Source organism: Streptomyces sp. SID11385, assembly GCF_010548245.1.
GTDB lineage: Bacteria > Actinomycetota > Actinomycetes > Streptomycetales > Streptomycetaceae > Streptomyces.
This window is the reverse complement of record NZ_JAAGLR010000444.1, coordinates 1-2,240: the sequence shown is the minus strand read 5'-3', so window position 1 is coordinate 2,240 and position 2,240 is coordinate 1. Positions and strand designations below refer to the sequence as shown.

The window sequence follows — 2,240 nt, the reverse complement described above, 5'->3', positions numbered from 1 at the left end:
CCACCGTGAGCAGCGTCGGCCGGGGGGCGCGGGCGCGGGCCAGTTCGGTGAGCTGCCGCCGCGACCACGGGTTCCCGGCCGGTTCGGCGGTGCCCCAGCCCTGCGGCGCGGCGCCCGTGAGCCGCCGGAACACCGCTTCGAGCGCGCCCCCGAGCAACAGCCCGGCATCGGGGTGGTGGCGGGTGCGCACCTGGAGGACGAGTTGCCGCACCGCCCCCGCGACGGGCGCGCGGAAGGGCTCCGCGAGCTGCGCCGCGCCGCGCGCGTCGAGGTCCGGGCCGAAGATCCCGCCGCGCCAGCGCAGCCGGACGCCCGAAAGGCCGTCGTACAGGCCGCGCCGCTCGTCCCGTACCACCCAGCGGTGCGGCAGCCCGCGCAGCGCGGTGCGCAGCGGGAGCGTGAGGCGGCTCGCGGGCGGGGTGACGAGCTGGAGGGCGCGGTCGCTGTCGGCCGCGTGCCGCAGGGCGTCGGCGAGCCACGTGCTGAGCGGGACGACGGGCCGGTCCTGCATGACGACCATGGCGCGCGGCGTGAGCACGTCCACGGCGGGGATGCCGGTGTCGGGCACGGGGACGGCGGCGATGTCGGTACGGAGCGGGACGACGGCGGTCGTGAGGGCGTCCGGGGGCCACACGGTGCCGCCGAGGACGGTCACGAGCCGCCCGGCGAAGGAGCGGGCGAGCGCGTACGCCTCGGGCACCGCCGTCGACGCGCGGGCCTCCGTCCACCACACGGGGCCCTCGGGGACGACGCCGAGCAGCCGGCGCACCTCGGCGGGCACCCGTACGAGCGCCGAGGCCTCGATCGCGACGAGCGGGCGCCCGTCCGGGGCGCACAGCTGGGTGACGGCGCTCTGTGCCGTGGTGTCCAGGCGCAGGTCGGGGCCGCCCGCGAAGAGGCCCGCGAGGAGCGTCGCGCGGTCGGGCGGCGCGGCGGTGAGCGCGATGACGTCGCGGGTCACGGCGCGGGCTCCCCGGTCAGGGCGAGCTGGACGAGGCGGGGCCGCTGCCCGCGCCGTACGAGCATGCCGCGCCCCGGCGGCTGGTGGCTCGCGTGGACGCCGGGGAAGAGCTGCCCCTCCGCGCGTTCGCCGTCCATGACGAGCGCGGTCGCGCCCGTCTCGCGCAGGGCGGTGAGCAGCGGCTCGTACAGCGCGCGCCCCGCGCCCGCGGCGCGGCGGGCGAGGACGAAGTGCAGGCCGAGGTCCTGCGCCGAGGAGAGGAACGGGAGGAAGGCGGCGAGGGGTTGCTGTCCCGCCGTGGCGAGGATGTCGTAGTCGTCGACGAGGATCACGATGCGCGGCCCGGTGAAGGCGGGGCCGCTCTCGGCGGCGTCCGGGTCGGCGCTCTCGGGCAGGCGCCGGGCGAGTTCCTTGGCGATGCCGGTGGCGAGGGCGTCGGCGAGCCGGGCGTTGTGCGCGTAGCCGCCCCGGTACGGCTCGGGGACGACGCCGCGCAGGCCCCGGCGCGGGTCGAAGACGCCGAAGACGAGTTCCTCGGGGCCGTGCCGGGCGACGAGTTGGGAGACGACGAGCTTCAACAGGCTAGTCTTCCCGCACTCGTTGTCGCCGAGGACGAGCAAGTGCTGTTCCTGTCCGAAGAGATCGAGGAGCACGGGTCCCAGGGTGTCCTGCTCGACGCCGAGCGGGACGCGGTCCGGTGCGGCGGCGGGTCCGGGCAGCCGGTGCGCGGGCAGTTCGGCGGGCAGCATCCGTACCTGCGGCGCGACTTCGCCGGGCCAGGCGGCGCGCAGCGTCCGCGCGGCCTGCTCGACGGCGGTGCCGAGGTCGCCGGTCGCGGCCTCGCGGTCGATGCGGGGCAGGGCGACCTGGGCGAAGAGCCGGTCGTCGGTGAGGGCGCGGCCCGGCGTCTCCGCGTCGAGCGTCGCGGAGAGCTTGCGGTCGACGGTGGAGTCGCCGGGGTCGTTGAGGTGGAGTTCGACGCGGGTGCCGAAGAGCGACTGGGCAGCGATACGGACATCGTTCCAGCGCAGCATCCCGGCGACGACATGCACCCCGTAGGCACCGCCGCGCTTGAGCAGGTCCGTGACGTCCTCGTCCAGTTGGGCGAACTCCTCGCGCAGGGCTCCGTATCCGTCGATGAGCAACACCACGTCGGTGGAGCCGAGTTCGGGCACCTTGCCCTGGGCGCGCAGGCGGCGCAGCGCGTCGAGCGAGTCGATGCCGTGACGGCGGAAGACCTCCTCGCGCGCGGCGAGCGCGGCGCGGACCTCGGCGACGG

At 76.5% G+C, this 2,240-nt stretch carries 2 protein-coding genes; both read right to left on the bottom strand.

Features of this window, described 5'->3' with window-relative positions:
- Positions 1-961 (bottom strand): DUF6177 family protein (locus G3I42_RS38410; RefSeq protein ID WP_164285765.1); only part of this gene is annotated, 961 nt, incomplete at its 3' end.
- Positions 958-2,240, bottom strand: a 1,283-nt coding sequence (gene eccCb / locus G3I42_RS13650; protein WP_164285763.1) for a type VII secretion protein EccCb, incomplete at its 5' end; no start/stop codon positions are given. The genes G3I42_RS38410 and eccCb, both read right to left, overlap by 4 nt.